Annotated in this window: 15 protein-coding genes; 5 read left to right on the forward strand and 10 right to left on the reverse strand. The window is 43.2% G+C overall.

Translation table 11 applies throughout. The annotated features are described in order from the left end of the window. Window positions 1-21: 21 nt before the first annotated feature. Window positions 22-1,212 carry an LETM1-related biofilm-associated protein gene (locus GTK07_RS11160; RefSeq protein ID WP_163635328.1) on the reverse strand — a complete coding sequence of 397 codons (1,191 nt, stop codon included), beginning with the start codon at window positions 1,210-1,212 and terminating at the stop codon, window positions 22-24. A 167-nt stretch (window positions 1,213-1,379) separates the two neighbouring features. On the opposite strand from GTK07_RS11160, the gene GTK07_RS19445 reads away from it, so the two are divergent. The 3 genes from GTK07_RS19445 to GTK07_RS11175 all read left to right on the forward strand — a co-directional run bounded on the left by GTK07_RS19445 (window position 1,380) and on the right by GTK07_RS11175 (window position 4,142). Then, window positions 1,380-2,072 (forward strand): DUF4331 family protein, encoded by a 693-nt coding sequence (locus tag GTK07_RS19445; protein WP_163635329.1) that lies wholly within the window; start codon window positions 1,380-1,382, stop codon window positions 2,070-2,072. 12 nt (window positions 2,073-2,084) lie between these two features. Continuing rightward, on the forward strand, window positions 2,085-2,792 hold the full coding sequence (locus tag GTK07_RS19450; protein ID WP_163635330.1) for a DUF4331 family protein: 708 nt from the start codon (window positions 2,085-2,087) through the stop codon (window positions 2,790-2,792). A 63-nt stretch (window positions 2,793-2,855) separates the two neighbouring features. Continuing rightward, window positions 2,856-4,142 carry a tetratricopeptide repeat protein gene (locus GTK07_RS11175; protein WP_163635331.1) on the forward strand — a complete coding sequence of 429 codons (1,287 nt, stop codon included), beginning with the start codon at window positions 2,856-2,858 and terminating at the stop codon, window positions 4,140-4,142. A gap of 99 nt (window positions 4,143-4,241) precedes the next feature. On the opposite strand, the gene GTK07_RS11180 is transcribed toward GTK07_RS11175, so the two are convergent. Next, a complete protein-coding gene (locus GTK07_RS11180) occupies window positions 4,242-4,781 on the reverse strand; it encodes a mechanosensitive ion channel family protein (protein ID WP_163635332.1) in 540 nt (179 codons plus the stop codon). A gap of 66 nt (window positions 4,782-4,847) precedes the next feature. Here GTK07_RS11180 and GTK07_RS11185 point away from each other — a divergent pair, with 66 nt between their 5' ends. After that, window positions 4,848-5,831 (forward strand): CorA family divalent cation transporter, encoded by a 984-nt coding sequence (locus tag GTK07_RS11185; protein WP_235932776.1) that lies wholly within the window; start codon window positions 4,848-4,850, stop codon window positions 5,829-5,831. A 155-nt stretch (window positions 5,832-5,986) separates the two neighbouring features. Continuing rightward, window positions 5,987-6,634 (forward strand): OmpW/AlkL family protein, encoded by a 648-nt coding sequence (locus tag GTK07_RS11190; protein WP_235932777.1) that lies wholly within the window; start codon window positions 5,987-5,989, stop codon window positions 6,632-6,634. A gap of 60 nt (window positions 6,635-6,694) precedes the next feature. On the opposite strand, the gene GTK07_RS11195 is transcribed toward GTK07_RS11190, so the two are convergent. From GTK07_RS11195 to GTK07_RS11230, 8 genes are all read right to left on the reverse strand, one after another. Beyond that, complete coding sequence (locus tag GTK07_RS11195) at window positions 6,695-7,495, reverse strand: anti-sigma factor (RefSeq protein WP_313790803.1); 801 nt, start codon at window positions 7,493-7,495, stop codon at window positions 6,695-6,697. Beyond that, window positions 7,492-8,019: an RNA polymerase sigma factor gene (locus tag GTK07_RS11200; RefSeq protein ID WP_163635333.1), complete on the reverse strand. Its 528-nt coding sequence runs from the start codon at window positions 8,017-8,019 to the stop codon at window positions 7,492-7,494. Before GTK07_RS11200 ends, GTK07_RS11195 begins: the two co-directional genes overlap by 4 nt. Before the next feature lie 33 nt (window positions 8,020-8,052). Continuing rightward, complete coding sequence (locus tag GTK07_RS11205; RefSeq protein ID WP_163635334.1) at window positions 8,053-8,352, reverse strand: GNAT family N-acetyltransferase; 300 nt, start codon at window positions 8,350-8,352, stop codon at window positions 8,053-8,055. A gap of 2 nt (window positions 8,353-8,354) precedes the next feature. Then, on the reverse strand, window positions 8,355-8,570 hold the full coding sequence (locus tag GTK07_RS11210; RefSeq protein WP_163635335.1) for a (4Fe-4S)-binding protein: 216 nt from the start codon (window positions 8,568-8,570) through the stop codon (window positions 8,355-8,357). 96 nt (window positions 8,571-8,666) lie between these two features. Continuing rightward, a complete protein-coding gene (locus GTK07_RS11215; RefSeq protein WP_163635336.1) occupies window positions 8,667-9,290 on the reverse strand; it encodes a hypothetical protein in 624 nt (207 codons plus the stop codon). 260 nt (window positions 9,291-9,550) lie between these two features. Beyond that, window positions 9,551-10,237 carry a DUF2490 domain-containing protein gene (locus GTK07_RS11220; RefSeq protein ID WP_163635337.1) on the reverse strand — a complete coding sequence of 229 codons (687 nt, stop codon included), beginning with the start codon at window positions 10,235-10,237 and terminating at the stop codon, window positions 9,551-9,553. Then, entirely contained in the window at window positions 10,234-12,159 is a 1,926-nt protein-coding gene (locus tag GTK07_RS11225) for a S9 family peptidase (RefSeq protein ID WP_163635338.1), read from the reverse strand. The genes GTK07_RS11220 and GTK07_RS11225 overlap by 4 nt, the downstream gene beginning before the upstream one ends. Window positions 12,160-12,224: 65 nt before the next feature. Then, on the reverse strand, window positions 12,225-15,509 hold the full coding sequence (locus tag GTK07_RS11230; protein WP_163635339.1) for an amidohydrolase family protein: 3,285 nt from the start codon (window positions 15,507-15,509) through the stop codon (window positions 12,225-12,227). Window positions 15,510-15,572 lie beyond the last annotated feature (63 nt).

The raw sequence follows: 15,572 nt of genomic DNA on the forward strand, positions 1-15,572 counted from the left end.
GGATTTTTTAAGTGAAAAAGGCTAGTTTTTCTCTATTCTGTTGTCGTCAAAAGCGGAAGGGAGCAACTTGGGTATTAGCTTGATGAAAATAGGCAAGAGGACGGCTCCACCAGGTAGCATAAAAATGGCCAATGAGGGAATGCTTTTAAAAATATCGAGCAGTTGGTTCTGCACTTTTTTCTTCTCTTCGGCACTCAGATCTTTCACAGTCGATTTGGATAAAAGGGCAACCAATTCCCTACTCTCGGCTAGCTCTTTTTTGAGTCGTTTGCTGTTTCTCAAAATGAGTTTACTCACGTTTTTGGACATTCCTTCGTAGAACTGGACGGCCAAATTTTTGTCGTTTAAATAGGCTATTTTTTCTCGATTTTTTTCAAAGAAATCCATCACAAAATCAAGCTCGGCCCGCACCTCTTTTTCAGACTTGCCAAGGTCCTTTCCAAGACCAAAAATATAGTCCGATTCGGTATAGTCGACTGACTTGTCTTCCCATATGGTCAAGCAGGCCATATCCAAAAAATAATCCTTCTCAAAAGAGTTGAAATTTTGGTCCAAAAGATCCAGATAGGACCCATCGAATTTTGCTTTGTCCAGGTCCACAAAACTTAATGAAGAACCTAATAATTGGATGAGCTTGGCATCAGTTTCATGCTCCTCTTTAGAGTTCAGTGCATGGTAGGCAATGTTGATGGTAACGTATTCCAAAAGTTGACCGTGTTGCTTCACATCCATTTTTCCTTGTAGGTAGGTCATAAAGATCAACACATCCACATAAAGCAACGAATTAGTCAAGCTGTTTCCAAACGTACGGTTGAATGTATTGCCACTTAAATAGATTCTGGAATCAATCAGTTTTTCCAGTTGGGACTCAGTTTTAGAACCGGTCAAAATCTTGTTCAGGAACGAAATCCTGCCTACTTCCAGGGATTGATAGTAGGCAAAAACAGTATCTACAAATTGGGTAAAATCGGTTTTTCCTTTTTCAAAAGTATAGGTAAAATAGAGAGCGGTCAACAAATTGATCTTGGCTATCTCGTCCTCGCTAAGGGTATGTTCCACCTCAATAAAGGGGGGAATGTTCAGGTGAACCCCATATATAAAACCATGCGCTTTGAGGTCTTTGTATAGGCTATCAAAGCTCCCATAAGGTGAGGACTCATTGTTGACAAGGTGACCAAACTTGTTGATCCAACCAGATGCAGAAGGGTTCATTGATCTAGGTTTGCGGGTCAAAGTAAAACAAAAAAAGGGACATTCTTTGGATGAATTCCATGTGGCACCATGAAAATTACGTTAAGATTTTTTTAACATAAAAAACCAAACCACCCCAAAAAAGGTTCCGTAGGTAGGGGTGTATGAAACTTAAAACTTACATCATTATGAAACAATCACTCAAATTTGTTTTTGGCTTATCCGGCTTGGCTGTGGTTCTTGCCACGCTGATTGCGGCAGACCATATCGATGCCCCGTCATCGGCTGGTACTTCTGCGGATATAGCCGATTTTTATGCATTTGAACCTACCGAAGGTTCTAATAACACGGTATTTGTAGTTGACCTACAATCCAATGTTTTACCTGACCTCGCTTATGGAACTTTTGATGAGGATGTCTTGACCGAAATCAATATTGATCTGGATGGCGACCTTGTTGAAGACCAAGTTATCCAAGCCATTGCTCGCGATGGAAAAATGTACTTTTTTGGTCCGACAGCCCCAACACAAACCGGATTATCCAGTATGGTCTATACGGATTTCCTTTTAGGGGATGTCCAGATTTCGGGTTCAACTGCGATTGTGGAAACCACGGATGAGGGTGTTTCCCTTTTCGCCGGTCCAAGGCAAGATCCTTTTTTCTTTGATTTTTTTCAGTTCAATGCCGTGATTTCGCCCGAATTGGGTTCCGCACCTGGCGGGTTTTTACCTGTAGGGGAGGCGGCAGATACCTTTGATGGGGCCAACACCATGTCCATAGTGGTAGAGATTCCTAACAGCATGTTGGGGGTACCCACCGCTACCAATGCGCTGGGACTTTCAGTATATAAGACCTGGGTTACAACTAATAGAAAACAATAAACCATGAAACGTATGAAACTTAGATATAGAACCTTTTTGGCCGCGGCTGTGTTGTCCTCAGTACTGGTGGGCTGTAATGACGATGACAATTCCATGTACATGTACGATGACATGATGGATGATGATATGATGACCGTTGATTTTTCAGGGACCTTTGTACAGCAAGATCACCTAGGAAGACCTGGCATCAATACCACTTTAAGTTATGATATGGATGGGCAGCCCAGCATAAAGGATGCCCATAATACCACAATTCCCTCCGAAATGACTGCCATGTTCCAGGCTGGTTTTCAGGCCCGATTGGAACAATACCATGATGTATATGCCCTTAAATTGGGATTGGATCCTGCCGATGTGAACTATGAGAACAACATTCTTGGCTTGGATGCGGCTACGTTGACCACCGTTTTGGCTGCCGATGTACTTGAGGTGGCACCAGACCTTCCTACAACCTATTTTGATCCTGGAACGGACTTTGACAATGACGGACGGATTCTTGTGCCGGATGGAGATGAAGTTGCTTTGACGGGCAGACGACTAAACGACGATATCATTGATGTATCCCTCATCTTATTTTTTGGGGGTATGGAAGGCGACCGATTTAGCGGGCAGGACTTGGATGATGACGGTATGGCCGATCTGCCAAGGTTGACATCCGACGGGGTTTCTTTGACAACTGATATTTCTACTATGTTCCCCTATTTGGGAGCTCCTGAGTAATTGCTATGAAAGGGAAATAGGGAGGGGAATGCTCCCCTCCCTAATTTTAAAAACAACAACACCATGAAAAAAATATACTTGAATGCAATAACCCTTATCATGGCATCCATCTATCTGTTGTCATGCGAACAGGAAACCAGGTTCAAAACCGATAAAGCGGATTACGATCTGTATTTGTCCCATAACAGTATGGAAACCACATCCAAATATTTTGAGCTTTGGAACAACAAGATTAAGCCGGACAGTTTGCAAGTACTGAGTCTTGTCAATGTATCGGGGGAGTATGATCGCTATTTTAAGGGTACTGGTAACATTGAATTTCTAAAAAAGGCAGAACGTTCCTTGAAAAAGGCGGTGGAGTTTGCGGCGGTGGGTAAGGCAGGATATCTTAGGGCACTTGCACGTAATTACATTTCACAACACAGGTTTAGGGAGGCATTGGATCTGGCACAGGAAGCCAGAAGTTTTGGCAGTGGTGTAAATGCGACCCAATCGCTTTTGTTCGATGTTGAAATGGAATTGGGGAATTATGATGTGGCAAAGCAATATCTGGACAGCATCCAAAACATGTCCGATTTTGGTTATTTGATCCGTGTGGCCAAATGGAATGACCACAAAGGAGATTTGGATACGGCCATACGGTTTATGGAGAAGGCAAAACAAAAGGCCGAATCATCTAAAAATAGAGGACTATTATCATGGTCATATTCCAACTTGGCGGATTATTATGGTCACGCGGGGCGTATTGAAGAATCCTATGGCCTGTACCTGAAAACCTTGGCACTGGATCCCTACAGTGCACACGCCAAAAAAGGTATTGCATGGATCGTGTATTCACATGAACGCAATGGCAATGAAGCTTTAAGGATATTGGACTCCATCATCAACAAGAATAAATCCCCTGAATACTATCTGCTTAAAGCCGAGGTTGCCTCTTTCATGGGGGATGATATGGCCCAGGTACAAGCACTGGACGATTTTTACAAACTTGTTCGAAATAAAAAGTATGGTGATATGTACAATGCCTATAATGTGGACTTCTACTTGAACCTCGACTTTAATGAAAAAGCGCTGGCTTTGGCCCAAAAAGAAGTAAAAAATCGTCCAACTCCGGAATCATATGGGTGGTTGGCCTATAGTCTTCTGAAAAAAGGGGAAAAGAAAAAGGCCCTTGAATTGGTAGAAGGCCATATTGCCAATGCAACTTTTGAGCCCACGATTCTTTTTCGGGCCGCTGAAATATATAAGGCTAATGGCAAAACCCAGCAGATGGAAGATATAAAAAAAGAACTGCTGGGTTCTATGTATGAACTTGGTCCGTTAATGGAATCCCAGATAACGGGACTATAAAGGGACCGACCATTTGTTAAACTGATGATGGAGCAGGGATTTGATTGATCTGTGTTAGGTTGTTGTTTATGGGGCGCCATGGTTTTGCCATGGCGTTCTCTATGATGGGTTTTTATCATTTGCGGAGGAATCCTCGTGCTGTTTCAAGATCTCGATGCCTTTTTGGATCACCAGATTGGTGGGAATGGTAATGCGTCTGCCATCATCCGTCCTCATGAATAGATAAAATCCGCTAATGTCTTCAACTTTGCCCGTCCAATCAAAATCTTTATCCATCACCCTGATACGGTCGCCAAGTCGTAACGGATGACTGAAAAACAGGATCACACTGGCGGTCAAGTTAGATAGAATGGACCATTGGGCCACAAAACCGATACCCACAATGGCAAGGATGGATGAAAGGAAAACTGAAAAATCCTTCAGGTTAACGCCCCAAATCAACGAAATACCCACAAAGGCCAAAATGTAGAACAACAGATTGCTGAGATAAAAAATGATTTTGCGGCTATTCATATCTATGGCACTGGTCTTACCAAATTTTCTGATGCCCCTTTTGCTTAAAGAGTTCAAGGTCAGGATAACAACCAGAAGGATCACGGTCAGTAAAATTTCCGTCTTAAAGGACATTGGGTCTATCATGGGGAGTTCTTGTAAATTTGGATTAACTTATGGTCTAAACTACAAATAACCCGTTTCACTTGTACTATGATGGAAACAGAATTTGAAAAAAACACATGGGTCATCAACTATTCCCCGGAAGGCTATTACGATCGCAAATTTATCCTCGCCGAGGACACTAAACTATCCAAGGGAGATAATTCCATCACTTGGGTGAATACCTACGGACTGGAGTATATGGACGAGTTCCGTGCCATGGTTGGGGGCAACGAATTGGATGATTTCCTCCTCCGCTTGCTCCTTAACCAAAAAATGGGGAACAAGGTCATCGAGTTGGAGGAACAGTTATTTGTAGCGGCCAGGATCGTTAAAACGGAACATCATAACTTAGAATCCGAACAAATGTTTTTTGTCGTCGCCAAAGATTTCATTTGGTGCATTCAAGAAAAATGGGGAGATCATTTCGATTGGATAAGAAACCGGATTTTTGAAAATAAAGGTATTATCCGTAAAAAGAAGGCAGATTATCTTCTGTTCTTCATCTTGGAAACCTTGATATCCAATTACAAGGAAAAATATGAGGAACTCGTGTTGATGAACAATACCCTGGACGGTATCATCAAACAAGAGCCTACTCCGGAGTTCATGTTCGAGGTAGAGCAAAAAAAATCCATGATCAATGAGTTTAAAAGGGCCTCGCATGGACTCAGGGACATTGTTATAAAACTGGAAAGGGTCAAAGTAAAGGGGTTTCATAACAAGTATTTCAGTGAACTTCGGGAGCAAATCGGTGGGCTGATCAACGACATTGATTCTGACATCATGGAACTGGAAAGCCAGATTAACCTGTTTTTCAGTGTTCAGGGACATCGGTTAAACGAAGTGATGAAAACCCTTACCATTTTTTCCGTCATCTTTATACCATTGACCTTTTTGGCAGGAATTTATGGAATGAATTTTGAAAACATCCCAGAATTAAAATGGCCCTACGGCTATTTTATCCTGCTTGGACTGATGTTGGTAGTCACCATCATCTCTATTATCATCTTCAAAAGGAAAAAATGGTTTTGATGTAAAGATCCGGTTGCCGTTCCAACTTTTCAACTTACCAACTTTAAATGTTGAGTTGAACAACTAGATGTTTTTCAGACAAATTGACCAATGATAAACATCATATTCTTGGAATATTCCGCTCGGTAGTTTTGTCGCATCTTAAATATTTTACAATGAGAAAGACAATACTTTTAGCAGTGGCAACATTTTTGGGATTTTCAAATTTGATGTTGTCCCAAGACGCACCGACAACCGATTTTAGCAAATGGCAATTTAGATTGAGGGGCATTGTGGTCACCCCGGATGAAAGCGCCGATATTGAGGCCATTGGCGGGGATGTGTCCATTTCCACTGCTGTTGTTCCAGAATTTGACATTACCTATTTTTTTGATGAGAACTGGTCTGCAGAATTGATCCTGGCCACTACAAAACACGATGTAGAGGCTGTTGGAACCGATGCAGGCGACATTGATTTGGGTAGTGTATGGCTTTTGCCACCAACATTGACCGGACAATATCATTTTACCGGTGGAGACTTTGTTCCCTATTTGGGTGCCGGGGTAAACCTGACCCTTTTCTATGGAGTGGATGAAGGACCCGTAGCCGATGATATAGAGTATGATACTGCTGTCGGTTTTGCCCTCCAAGGTGGTTTTGATTACATGCTCAACGATAAATGGTTTTTGAACTTTGACGTAAAAAAGCTATTTCTAAACACTACTGCAACCGTTGATGCGACCACTGCACTTGGTGCAACCGTTGATGCGGATGTGGACATTAACCCATGGATATTCGGATTTGGTGTGGGTTTAAAACTATAAGTTTTTTTAGGTCAATTTTGAATGCTGAAAGCGGTTGGAACTAATCCGGCCGCTTTCTTTTTATCTTCCAACTGCACCCAAGGTGTAGAGTTGTTCCAGGGTAGGCGATGCACTGCCCCCTTCGGGTTCCAAGGTAATTCCAAAGGCTTCGGAGTCATTGGCATTTTCCAATACGAACAATCTGTCGCTTTCAATTGAAAAGTCATCTAACAGACCAATACTTGTTGGGGTAAGAGGGTCCAATTTGAGCGACCATACTTGATAGGTAAAACCTGCTGGAGGTTCTGGCAGCCCTTGGGCATCTATGATGACCTTGTTCTCTTCTTTGTTCCAGTATGCTTTGGCAAAGGATGAGGGCGAAACGGCCTGTCCACCTAAAGCAATGACCGTTACTTGCTGGTCCCTCAATTGCTCCAAAAGGGCCTCTTTACGAACAATGGCATCCCTTGTACTGACCAAGGTTTCTTCCAATTTCAATTTTTCTTGACTGGTGATCTCGATTTCCGATTTAAGGGCCCGGTTTTCAGTATAGAGCCAGAAAAGCCCTATAGCCAAAACTACCGAAGCGGCCCAACCCAGGTAATTGCCCCATGGCGCCTTCCTTTTGGATTCAGATGGGGTGAATTGGATCACATCATCCAATTCCGCCCTGATCTGTTCAAACCCGTCCTCGGCCATTTTTGGGGAAACAGAGGCAGCAAGTTTCAAAATGGCAAGTTCGATTGCTTCAATTTCCTTCTGTATCTCCGGATATTGAAGGGCATAATGTTGTACCTCCAAATTTTGCTCGGGCGTTAGCGCCCCTGCAACATAGAGTTCCAAAATTCCTGATGCTATGTATTTATCAACCTCCATGCTCATGCCATGTTCTTCCTGATTTCGGAAATACAGCTCCTTAACCTAGTTTTTATGGTGCCAATGGGAGTTTTTAGCTCCTTGGCCACCTCTTTTTGTGTAAATCCTTTAAAATAAAGCAAATCTATCAAAAGGATGCACTTGTCCTTGAGTCCCTTTAAAAGGGACTGCAGGCCAATGGTATCTATTTTTCCGTTTAAATCCTCACTATTTTCATATATACCTACGAGAGATTCAACAGAGAGGTTTTTCTTTTGATTTTTATGCGATTTTGAACGCAGTTCGTCGATGGCGGTATTTCTGGCTATGTTGAGGATCCAAGTGAAAAATCGACCTTTGGATGTATCATATTGATCTGATTTTTCCCAGATCTTTATAAAAACATCATGGCAAAGTTCCTGCGACCTTTCGGGATCTTTCAGAATCACATTGATAACCCCACAAATATTGTCAGCATACATATGGTACAAGGTTGCGAAAGCAGCTTTGTCCTTTTGTTGAAATTGCTGTATGAGGTTTTCCAATTGCATAGCCTGATCGCTAAAGATATGAAAACTGAAAGGTTATCCAATATTGATACCCTTAAGTACCAATTCTTTCCATTCGGGATGGCGTTTTATGTACATGGCCACAAAAGGGCAAAGGGGAATGAGGGTCCATCCTTGCTCTTTAATATGTTCCAATGTCTGGCGAATAAGTTCCGATCCTATGCCTTTGCCCTCATAGGCTTGTGGTACTTCGGTATGGGTGAGATAGATCTTCTCCTTGGCCTTGATGTACTCAATTTTTGCAATGCCATTCTCTAAATTAAACTGAAATTGTTTGGCCTCTGCATTGTCGATAAGTTGGTGCTTGTTTTCCATGACTACCCCAGGTTTTTATAGCTCAATGCTCCGGATGGACATTTGGAAATTTGATCCTTCAATTCGGAGGTAGAGGCATTTTCAACGGTGATCCAGGGCCTTGCCTTGGGGTTGTATACTTTGGGAAGCATTTTTACACAGATACCTGCATGTTGGCAGAGTTCCGGTTTCCATATCACGGAAATATCGCCGTTTGGGTATTCCTTTATTTTTTCCATTGGGGTCAAGATTGATTTAGGTAAGATATGAAAAAGGCTGCATTTATGCAGCCTTTTGTTCTTGAAGTATGTGTTTCGTTGGAAGTACCGGGTCGTCTACATTTTTTTGAGGAACACGGTTGCGTTGATGGCAACATCTTCCCAAGTCTTGCTTACTCCATCAGGACCAGTATGCAACACTTCACAAGCTTTGTTCAAAGATGCAAGGGCATCCAAGGCATTCCAGTTTTTTAAATCCATGGTCCCGGAGAATTTTACGTGATTGTCCGGTGTAACCTCATACTCCATGGGAAGGTCTGTGGTTACTCCGTTCATGCTCAATTTAACAGAGCATTTTTTGTTTGCATCAAAGGCAAACGTTCCTTTGATGGATTGGGTCTCCATCATCTTATCAAAGAAAAAATGGATGATCTTGGGATCACGGGTATTTGTGGTATCGTTGGTAAAAAGGCTGCTTACGGGAATCGTAAATTGCATTCCATTAAGAGTTTCCATTGGGGTTTCGCCACCTTCGTAAGTAAGTTCCACTTGTTTAAAAGTGCCTCCGACCGGTTTCTTTTCAGTAGTCTTGTAAGCGGTAAAACGGACATTGGTGGAATCTTGTACAATACTATAAGTTGCAACTGTTTCTTCAGTTTTTTGCTCTTCCTTATTGGCTTGTTTGCAGCTAAAGGCCGTTACCATGAGTAGCGCCAATGCTGCTACTTGTATTTTTTTCATTTTGTGGGTTTTTAGATTAGGTACTAAGTTACTTAATATTTGGGCAGGTATCAACCATTTTTGGCCCTATAACATAATTTTAGGGTTGTCAAATGGATGGCCAAAATGTAATAATAGGAGGTTTTCAACTAATATTGAAAAGATGAATAGGCTTTTTATTTGGACCTGCAGCATTACCGGTTTTACGGAAGAAGGGAATTGTATTTTTACCACGCATTGGGAATCTTCATAAATTCAGTATGTTAGCCTAAACATACTCTTCAATGCTTCTTGAACCATCCTTGTAAATCCGGATTAAAGAAAACGGCGACCTGGAGTCTGTCATACACGGTATTGGCAAATTGGTTTCGCATGTATCCAATTTGAAGACTACTGTTTTCCGTGATGTTTACGCCAACTGCACCATACAACCTGTTTTGTCCAAAAAGGTCATCCTGGAGATTAATGAACAGTTCATCATAAAAGTTGAGAAAGAAGGTGTCCGTTAGCGGCAGAGTCATCTGCAGCCGATATCTGGCCCTGTGTTGGGTGTCCGTTACGTCTCCTAAATCCAAAAAACGCTGCTCCAAACGATAGCGGTGTTCAAAAAAGAACTCCCACACTTTATTCTTTAGAATAAATTGCTCAAAAATCCGATGTTCCTTGCTATCAACCTCTTCGGGAAACTCATAGTAGGTATTATCGGTGCCGATATATCCATAACCCATCGTGGCAATCGCATCTGGATTGATGTGATAATTCAATCCCGTCCGTAACAATAATTGATTAAAGTTGCTGGTGGTTTCATACAACCGAACCTGGGCCTCGGTATGGATACTGAACCTTTCCGAAACCTTGTTGGTCCCAAAATACATGTACCAAGCACCCAGATTGTCCTCGCCCGGTTGCTGGGCCTTTACCGCCAAGCAACCGAACAGGAACATTAAAGCCGTGATTTTTTTGATCATAGATTTCCATCTTTTATGGGCGTACCTTGCTCTCCTTCACCTTTGAGGTACACATCCAAAAATTCCAATATTTTACTGTAAGCGGTGATTTGGTTTTCTTTTTTAACGAACCCATGGCCTTCGTCTTCAAAAAGGACATATTCAACAGGAACGCCATTTTTGCGCACACCAGCCACAATTTCGTCCGACTCGGCCTGAAGCACCCTTGGGTCTTGGGAGCCTTGTAACACAATCAAAGGTTTGGTCACTTTATCGGTATGGAATAGAGGGGAAATCTGCTTCAACCGAACGGAATCCGCACTATAGGGATCGCCCAGCTCTTTGTATAAGGCATCCTTAAAAGATTCCCACCATGGGGGGATACTCTTCAAGGTCCTGATCCAGTTGGTGACCCCAAATAGGTTCACACCTACATCAAATTCCTCTGGGGCATACGTAAGGGCGGCCATGGTCATATAGCCACCGTAGGAACCACCGATTATCCCGATTTTTTCACCATCGATACCCGGTTGTTGCGCCAACCAGTTTTTGCCTTCCACACAATCCTTGAGGTCTTTGTCTCCATGATTCAGGTCGTCCATCTGATAGAAGGATTTACCATATCCGCTACTACCACGGTTGTTCACGGCCAAAACTGCATATCCATGGTTCACCAGATATTGGATAAAGGCACTGAAATTTTGGGTAGACTGACCACCGGGACCTCCATGTACCCACACCAAGGCCGGTACCGGATTTTCAGCCGATGCCTGATGGGGTTTGTAATAAATAGCAGGAATTTCAAGTCCGTCAAAAGATTTGAAACGAATCACTTCGGCCTTGACCAAATCCTGCGCTTGGATTTCTGGGTTTAGCACATTGGTCAATTTCGTTTGTTCCTTGGTTTCCAAATTGTACACATACAAATTGGAGGGGGTAAAGGATCCCCCGGCATAAAACCGCATCATGGTTTCATCATCCGAAAAACTTACGCTGGTGATTTCCATGTTTTCCACAGTTGGCAAGTCAATGTTTTTCCCTGTGGCCACTTCCATGACCTCAATGGTGCTCTTAGCGTCTTCATTGATATAGGTAACCTGATAAGTTCCATCGTGGGTGAAATAGCTCCCGACGATGTCCCAATCACGGGCCATGGCTTTTTCACGGGACCCATCCGCCATTTTATATTTCATCAAATAGGCAAACTCACTGCCATCATCAGTGGTGTAATAAAAGGCAGAACCATCATGTGAAAAATCTTGGGCACTGTTACCGCTTTGGGTTTCGTTTATCTTGGTCAATTCCTTGGTTTCCAAATTATAAAGGAAGAGGTCGCTATCATTGGTATTGATGGATTTGCTCAAGGAAACAAATTTTTTATCGGGTGAAATAGCGCTGACATCATACCCATCCTCATTTTGATAGACCAATTTGGATTCCATGGTTCCCAAATCCATTTCGTAAAGATCCATAAAGCGTTTGTCCCTTTTGTTGGAACCGTAAAAGAAAGAGGCCCTGTCCTGTGACCATTGGTAAAACAGGGAACGGGCACCTTCTTCAGGGGTAAGGTCTTTATGTGTGCCATCGGTTTCCATTACGAAAATATGATAGATCTCATCCCCGTTATTATCCATTCGGAAAAGCATCCTTTCATCCTTTGGAAAATAGGAAATGGAAAATACCGAGGAGCTATCGGATTGAGTAATAGGGACCATCTCCCCACCAGTGGAGGGAATGGTATACATGTTGTAGATGCCCGAACGGTTACTGGAAATCAACAACTTGCTTTTGTCAGGGGAAAAACTTCCACCGCCAATGGCCTCATTGTCCATCATTTGGTCAATGGTATAGGTTTTCATGGTTTCCGCTATGGAAGGTGTTTTTTCCTCCTTTTTACAGCTCCATATCAGGGCTATGACGGCAATGGCTATAATTTTTTTCATGTTTTGTTTATTTACATTGATGATATGTACACTTCCTAATTTATAGGAATCAAGGGTCTTTGATATCAATTGTGGCCGATAAGGCATCCGCAGCCGGGTGTTGTAAAGCTATGCGCTTCTTCATGCCAGGGGAATGCTGTATTGTATTTGTTGTTTTCCCACCAGAATTTGGTTCGTTCCGATTCGGTATTGCCAATTTCATTCATAGTCTCCGTGTCGAACAAGCGACCGTTCACCATGGTGTATTTCACGGACTCCGAGTTTCTGATATCTTCCAAGGGATTTTTATCCAGTACGATGAGGTCTGCCAATTTGCCCACTTTCAAGGAACCGATGTCATTACCGGCACCTATATATTTTGCCCCATTAATGGTAGCGGCATGCAGGGCCTCCATATTTGTCATGCCACCTTGTTGAAGCAGCCATAATTCCCAGTGGGCTCCAAGTCCCTGCAGTTGTCCGTGGGCTCCCAAATTGACTTTGACTCCTTCATGGGCAAGGTCGGTAACGGTTTTGGAAACAAGAATATGGCCGTTTTCATATTCCTCATCAGGCACCATGGTGCGGAACCTTGCGCGGGAATCGATGATTTCCCTAGGCGTATATTTTAGTAGTTTTTCGTTCTCCCAAACATTGTCCTTTTGGTAAAAATAGTATTCACCATTGGGGCCTCCGTAGTTTACAATGAGGGTAGGGGTATAGCCTGAATTGCTTGTTTTCCAAAGCTCGGTCACATCTTTGTACACTGGGGCCACTGGAATGTTGTGCTCCACTCCTGTGTGCCCGTCCATGATCATGGACATGTTGGTGTAGAAAGTGGAACCGCCTTCGGGTACCACATTGATGCCCAGTTCCCTTGCCGCCTGTATGATCTGTTGCCGTTGCTCCCTTCGGGGTTGGTTATAGCTTTTAACGGAATGGGCACCAAAGGCCTTGGTCCTTCGGATGGCCGAACGGGCATCATCCAAATTGTTGATCACGGCCTTAAAATCCCCATCGGCGCCATAAAGGATGATACCTGTGGAATACAATCTAGGGCCTATCATATCTCCATTCTTGATGAGTTCTGACATGGCGAAAATGGATTCGGTATTGGCTGATGGATCATGCGAAGTAGTGACTCCAAAAGCCAAATTTGCATAGAGTTGCCAATGTTTTTGGGTAGTCAACCCATATCGGAAGCCACCTACGTGGGCATGTGCATCCACAATCCCCGGCATGATGGTCTTTCCTGAAACATCATACACTTTCGCGTTGGAGGGTATATTGATTTCATCCGATTTGCCCAAATATTCAATACGGTTTTCATTGATGACAATGGTGCCGTTTTCAATGACCTCGTCACCTTCCATGGTAATGATTCTAGCATTGGTAAAGGCAATCCTTCCCGAAGGCTTGTAGGTTTTGGATACCAATCCCACCTTGATGCCCACAGTATCCATCTTGGCCACTTTTTCTGGGGAACCGGGCAAAAAGGTAAACCGATCTTTAATGTCGTTCTCGAAATACTCATCACCCAAAGTCCAAAAAATCTTTTGGCTATCGTTGGACCAATGCAGGTTGATGCCTGCATCCTTGGAAATTTGTGAAACAGGAACCACTTTGGAATTGTTATCGAGGTCCACCTCCTGTCCGTTGAGCACCAAAGGTGCAATATAGGCCTTGTGCAAAATAGTGAATGCTATCCAGTTGTTATCCGGGCTGGGTACTAGTCGGTTGGCGTATTTGGATTTGATATGCGTTCTTTCATCCTTTCCATTAAAATCAACGGATTTAAGCGATTTGGTCAGGTTCCCAAAATAGGTGCCTCCCGTTTGGTAGAAAATGCGTTTGCCATCTTTGGTAAAAACAGGATACTCTCCATTGTCCAAAACCCATTTTACATTAGTTCCATCGGCATTCATGGTATAGATTCCCGATTTATTGGTAAAAACCCGGCCCTGGTCATTATTGCCCGATTCTTTTTGGTAGGCGATCATTTTTCCGTCAGGACTGAAGGAAGGGGTCCTGTAAATGCCTTTTTCAGTGGTCAGTTTGGTCATGGTACCTCCAGAAGTCGGAATCTTGTACATGGCCCCAAGGTTTTCGTCGTTCCAAGTCACAAATGTAATAGTCTTCCCATCGGGTGAAAAAGCGGGTTCAAACTCAAAATCTTCTCCCTTGGTCAAGCGGACAGGTTTCCCATTGGGTAATTTTTTGGTCCACAGATGTCCCAAAGCATTGAACACCAGAGTTTTTTGGTCGGGAGAGGTAGTCGCATGCCGAATTACCTTCGCGGTAAATTGGTCTGGAGCGGCTGGTGCATCTACATGCAGCGTTTCTGCAATTTGAATTTTGGCCTCTACAGTGAAAGGGATATTCGTTACCGCTAAAGAGTTGATGTCGATCTTGTATATCTTTCCCTTGTTCCAAAAAACGATTTCTTTGTCATTCGGCATCCAACTAAAGTTGGGATATACCCCAAAAATGGCCCATGCCTCTTGCTGGTCTTTGTTCAGGTCGTCAAAAATGGGCCACTCTTCACCTGTTTCAAGATTGTGAAGGAAGAGTACCGTTTTGGTGCGAACCCGTTTTATAAAGGCAAGGGTTTTGCCATCATGTGAAATTTGTGGTCTTGCGGCACCACCAGGTCCTCCGGTAACCGTAGTGGTCTCGCCTGTTTCAAAATCGTACCGTTTGATGGCATAAATCTGCGAGTTGGGGTCTTTGTTGTACTGAAAGTAGCCTCCTGGATACACATCTTCACTATAATATAAATACTTTCCATCTGGGGAAATAACCGGTTCGTTCACATCCTGTTGGTCGTTTTTTCGCTTGGTAAGTTGAATGCCAGACCCTCCGGTGATGTGGTATTGCCAAATTTCTCCAGCTCCTAGGGAACGCCCTGAGGTAAAATGTTTTCGGGCCACTAGATAATTACCATCGGGCAACCAATACGAATTGTTCAACAACCTGAAATTCTCTTCGGTTACCTGCTTGGCGTTGGAACCATCTGCATCCATTACCCAAATATTGTCGCCCCCGCCCGCATCACTGGTAAAGGCGATCTTTTTCCCATCAGGGCTAAAATGTGGTTGCACCTCAAAAGGGATACCGGTCCGCAAGGCCTTCGCTGTTCCTCCGGTTACGGGTATGGAATAGATATCACCCAAAAGGTCAAACACAATGGTTTTACCGTCCGGACTCACATCTAGGTTCATCCAAGTGCCCTCATCGGTAGTAAATTGATGTTCCTTGAAGTCAAAATCTCCTTTGGGATTGGTCACATCCCATTTGGTATCGTCTTTTTTGTCTTGGGAAAAAAGTACTGTAGATGCCATGAGCACCAACAGGAAAAGAGGCTTCTTCATTTTTGGTCGTTAATTAGTCGCTTAAAGATACCAAAAAGCCTAGGCTGATTTCTTAAAAAGATG

The organism is Flagellimonas sediminis (genome assembly GCF_010500845.1).
Taxonomy (GTDB): Bacteria; Bacteroidota; Bacteroidia; order Flavobacteriales; family Flavobacteriaceae; genus Flagellimonas; species Flagellimonas sediminis.